5 protein-coding genes are annotated in these 4,305 nt (G+C 66.2%); all 5 read left to right on the top strand.

What is annotated here, in order from left to right:
- Positions 1–254: hypothetical protein (locus ACE3S9_RS15580; RefSeq protein ID WP_374547396.1), on the top strand; the 254-nt coding region annotated here is incomplete at its 5' end.
- A complete protein-coding gene (locus ACE3S9_RS15575; protein WP_374547395.1) occupies positions 202–1,254 on the top strand; it encodes an MBL fold metallo-hydrolase in 1,053 nt (350 codons plus the stop codon). The genes ACE3S9_RS15580 and ACE3S9_RS15575, both read left to right, overlap by 53 nt.
- A 66-nt stretch (positions 1,255–1,320) precedes the next feature.
- Entirely contained in the window at positions 1,321–1,845 is a 525-nt protein-coding gene (locus ACE3S9_RS15570) for a Cache 3/Cache 2 fusion domain-containing protein (RefSeq protein ID WP_374547394.1), read from the top strand.
- A gap of 175 nt (positions 1,846–2,020) precedes the next feature.
- Entirely contained in the window at positions 2,021–2,797 is a 777-nt protein-coding gene (locus ACE3S9_RS15565) for an ABC transporter ATP-binding protein (protein WP_374547393.1), read from the top strand.
- The coding region (locus tag ACE3S9_RS15560; protein ID WP_374547392.1) for a hypothetical protein at positions 2,794–4,305 on the top strand (1,512 nt) is incomplete at its 3' end. The genes ACE3S9_RS15565 and ACE3S9_RS15560, both read left to right, overlap by 4 nt.

Genomic DNA, 4,305 nt, shown 5'->3' with positions numbered 1-4,305 from the left:
CCAAGAAGCGCCGCGCGCGCGCCCGATTTGACGCGCCATTGGGCCTCGACGGCCGCCTTCGATCATTCGCTCCGAAGCAATCGCCGGACGCGAGGGAGGGGGCCATGCTCCGACATTTAGCAAAACGTCCGTATTGCTGCGGCGGTCTTGACCGCCGCGACCTGTTGCGCGGCGCGACGCTGGCCGCGCTGCTTTCAGCCATTGGCGGCGGCGCGTCCGGCGCGCGCTCAGGCGCTCCAGACGGCGCCGCCTGAAATCGACCGCCTCGCGATCCGCATTCTGGTCGATTCCTACCAGTTCGCCGTCGCGCCCAGCCGTAAGGCCGGCGATGTCGATATTATGCATTTCGGCTGGGGTCTCGGCGACGGCAAGGCGCCGGGCCGGACCTTGATCAGCGAGTTCGGACTCGCCATGCACGCGCAGTCGCAACGCGGCCAGGAGACCCGCAATGTGCTGGTCGATTTCGGCTATACGCCGGAAGCGCTGCTCAATAACGCCACGCTCGTCGGCCTCGATCCGGCGAGCCTCGACGCCTTGGTGCTCAGCCATGGCCATTACGATCATTTCGGAGGGCTGGCCGGCTTTCTCAAACAGAACGGTTCTGCGTTGAAACCCGGCCTGCCGCTTTATATCGGCGGCGAGGAGGCATTTTGCGCGCGGCAATGGACAGGCCCGCCCGTCAAGGGCGATTTCGGCGCCATCGATCGCGGCGCGTTGCAGGCGGCCAGGATCGCCGTCAACACGGTCGAGGGTCCGTCTCTCGTTGCCGGCCACGCTTTCACGACTGGGCAGATCGGACAGAAATCCTTCGAGAAAGTGCTTTCGCCGAGCGTGATGAAGATCGGCGTGGCGGAGGGCTTCGGCTGCTATGCCGAGAAATTGCCGGAGGACGAACGCGGACTGGCGAGTGCGCCCGACCAGTTCCGCCATGAGATCGCCACGGCCTATAACGTCAGGGGGCGCGGTCTGGTCGTGTTGACCTCGTGCAGCCATCGCGGCGTCGTCAATGCGATCAAACAGGCGCAGGCCGCGTCGGGCGTGAACAAGGTCCATGCGGTGATCGGCGGCTTCCACCTCGCGCCCTATAAGGAGGACTATGTCCGCGAGACGGTGGGCGCATTGAAGGAGCTGGATGTCGATTACGTCATCCCGCTGCATTGCAGCGGCGAGCCGTTCTTCGAGATCGTGAAGGCGGAAATTCCAACCAGGGTGCTGCGGTCCTATACCGGGACGCTTTTTGTTTTCGGTGCGTGACCGAACGGCTGACTCGTGGGTCGAGTTGAGCCCGGCGGGTCAGAGGAAAACGAAGAGGAGGTCATCATGAAGCGGAAGCAATTTCTCGCAGGAATGTTCGCTGTCGGATGCGCCATCGCCTTTTGTTCGATCGTTCAAAGCGTAGCGACGGCGCAGAGCGATAAAGTAATGACGTCAATGTCGGCCCTGAAAGCAAAGGCCGCCAAATTGGGGGCTCCGAAGATCGAAGGAAAAGATATGGTTGCCGGCAAGGAGGTTCCCGCGCTGTATTTCGGCGCGACCAAGATGAACAATAATTTCGCGGTGGTCGATGAAGTCGTCAAGGAGAACGGCGGAACGGCAACGTTCTTCGTGAAGGATGGCGAGAATTTCATCCGTATCGCCACCAATGTGAAAAAGGACGACGGCTCGCGAGCGATCGGAACGATGCTCGACCCCAACGGGCCGGTGATCGGAAAGATCAAGGACCGCATGGCCTATTACGGCGAGGCGAACATCTTGGGAAAGCCTTATGTAACGGGCTACGAACCGATCAAAGGCGCGGACAATGAGATCCTCGGCATTTACTATGTAGGCTATATGAAACAATAGCGCTCATTCGTGCTTTAGATTTAGCCCAGGGGATGTCGGCGCCGCGCCATTGTTTGCGCGGCGCGGCGCTGAAACCCGCGCTTTCGGGCTCGTTCCAAAGCTGGCGATCGGCTTAACGGCGTAGCAAGCGGCGGGGGGTATCTTGCGCCGCAGTCACTTGCCGAAAGCCCCCCGCATGCCCGCGCCCTTCGACGATTCCGCTCCCGACGCCCTCCGCCTGCGCGCGCTGCGCAAGAGTTTCGACAAAGGCGCCGGCAAATGCGCGGTGGACGGGCTCGATCTGGCCATTCGTCCGGGCGAATTCTACGCTTTGCTTGGCGCCAATGGCGCCGGCAAGACCACGACCCTGCGCATGGTCGCTGGCCTGCTGCAGCCGGACGACGGGGAAATCTCGATCTGCGGGGTCGATGCGCGCAAAAATCCGCTGGTGGCCAAGGCGGTCACCGCCTGGCTGCCGGACGAGCCCTTGCTCTATGACAAGCTGGCGCCGCTGGAATATCTCGAATTCGTCGCCGGGCTCTGGGGGCTCGACAATGCCGAGGCCGCCGCGCGCGCGGAAGATCTGCTGCGCCGGCTCGGCCTTTGGGAGCAGCGCAACCAGCGCTGCGAGGGGTTTTCGCGCGGCATGCGGCAGAAGGTGGCGCTCGCCGGGGCGCTGATCCATGCGCCACGCCTGCTGATGCTGGATGAGCCGCTCACCGGGCTCGACGCCGGCGCCGCGCGCCTCGTCAAGGACATGCTGACCGAACAGACGCGACAGGGCGTGGCGGTGGTGCTGACCACCCATATTCTCGAAGTGGCGGAAAAGCTCGCCGACCGGATCGGCATCATCGCTCATGGCCGCCTGATCGCCGAGGGCGATCTCGCGGGCCTGCGCGCCCTCAGCGCCGCCGCGAGCGCCAGTCTCGAAGATGTCTTCCTCGATCTCACCGCGCGCGGAGTGGCGGCGTGACCCCGGTGGCCGAATTGCGCTCGTCCTGGCCAGCGCCAACCGCCCGCGCGCAGGATGACGGGACGCCGCCATCGCTGTCGCTCGGTCGCCTGATCCGGCATGATCTGACGATTTCCTGGCGCCGCATGCGCGCCTTTTTACGTGCGGAGAGCAATGTGCGGGCGCTCGTCGTGCTCGGCCTGGCTTCCGCCGCTTTGCATCTCTGCGCCTGGCCGCTGGCCGGCGGCCTGCTGTCGCTGGCGGCGCGCGACGGGGCCGTCACGCTGAACGGCCTCGGCTTCGTCATCATCCTGCCCTGGCTTCTGTCACAGGGCCTGACCGGCGCGACACGGGCGCTCTATTCGCGCGGCGATCTCGACCTGCTTCTGTCCGCGCCGCTGCCGCCGCGCAGGATCCTGGCCTCGCGCGCCTGCGCCGTGGCCATCGAAAGTTTCGGCGCCATCGGCATGTTCCTGCTGCCGGTGGTCAATATGGCGGCGGTTCTCGGCGGCCCGCGCTGGCTCGCGGTCTATCCGACCCTGGCCGCTTCGGTGCTGATGATGACAGGGCTGAGCTTCGCCATGACGCTCGGCCTGTTCCGCCTGCTCGGGCCGAAGCGCACCCGCGCGGCGACCCAGGTGCTGGCGACCCTCGTCGGCGCCTGGTTTGTGATCTGCGCGCAGATCTTCAATTTCATCCCGGCCCATAGCCAGGCCGAATTGCAGCAGGCGCTCGCCCATCCGGCGGCGGGAAGCTGGCTCGACCAGCGCGGCGCGCTCTGGCTGCCGGCCCGCGCGGCAGCGGCCGAACTGGCCGCGCTAGTGCTCTGGACGCTGCTCGGCGGCTTCGTCTTCGTCCTGGCGATCCGGTCGCTCGGCCCGGCTTTCGCGCGCGGCGCGCTGATCGCGGCCGGCGAGGGCCATGCGCGCGGCGCGCGCCGCCGGGAGGCGGCCTTCCGCAGCGACCGCGCCGGGGCCTTGCGGCGCAAGGAATGGCGGCTGCTGGCGCGCGATCCCTATCTGCTGTCGCAGATCCTGCTGCAATCGCTCTACACCTTGCCGGTGGCGCTCGTCATCTGGAAGAGCATGGGCCCGAACGGTTCGATCGCTCTGTCCGTCGCGCCGGCCCTGGTCGCCATCGCCGCCCAGCTTTCGGCGGCGCTGGCCTTTCTCGCGGCGTCGAGCGAGGACGCCGGCGATTTCGTCGCCACCGCGCCGGTCGCGCCGGGCGAAATCCTGCGCCGCAAGATCGAGGCGATCGCCGTTCCCGTCGCGCTCCTGCTGGCGCTGCCGATGGCGGGGGTGATCTTCGCCTCGCCGCGCATCGGCGCGATCGCGCTACTGTGCGGCGCGGCGGCGGCGGCTTCGACCGCCGCCCTGAATTTCTGGAAGCCCCTGGAGAACCGGCGCGGCGATCTGATCAAGACTCACGCCCAGAACAAGCTGGTCGGCCTGGTCGAGCACGGCTTGTCGATCTGCTGGGCTTTGGCTGCGCTGCTGCTTTGCCTCGGCTCGTGGCTGGCGGCGGCG

Origin of the sequence: Rhodoblastus sp. (assembly GCF_041915505.1) — a bacterium.
In the GTDB taxonomy this organism is placed as follows: Bacteria; Pseudomonadota; Alphaproteobacteria; order Rhizobiales; family Beijerinckiaceae; genus Rhodoblastus.
The sequence above is the reverse complement of the archived record's forward strand: the minus strand, read 5'-3'. Positions and strand labels throughout refer to the sequence as shown.

Coding starts and splice junctions, on each gene's coding strand:
- ACE3S9_RS15570 (WP_374547394.1), top strand. CDS start 1,321: ATGAAGCGGAAGCAATTTCTCGCAGGAATGTTCGCTGTCGGATGCGCC.
- ACE3S9_RS15565 (WP_374547393.1), top strand. CDS start 2,021: ATGCCCGCGCCCTTCGACGATTCCGCTCCCGACGCCCTCCGCCTGCGC.